We start from the raw sequence: 252 nt of genomic DNA on the forward strand, positions 1-252 counted from the left end.
CCTCCAGCTCCGGACCCTGCGCGAAAAGCTGACGTTATGCCGCCGCGACATTTCCAAGCTGATCGATGCGGCGCTAGAAGAGGGGGCTGCCGGTGACTGGATGGCGATGACGACAGCCTTTCGCGCCCTCGTACTCGCCATTCCCCGCATTCCCGACATCGAAACCCTGACACCGCTACTGGCGGAATTCGACGTCTTGCGCAGGAAAATCGTCAACATGCTGGAAAAGCAGGAGAATGCAGAAAATATGAG

The 252-nt window shown here is 57.9% G+C and carries 1 pseudogene; it reads left to right on the forward strand.

Going from position 1 to position 252, the window contains the following annotated elements:
• Nucleotides 1-252 (forward strand): annotated as a pseudogene (locus tag P7F60_RS17230) (replication initiation protein RepC); the annotation flags it as partial.

Source organism: Rhizobium sp. YJ-22 (assembly GCF_029601685.1).
Lineage (GTDB): Bacteria > Pseudomonadota > Alphaproteobacteria > Rhizobiales > Rhizobiaceae > Metarhizobium.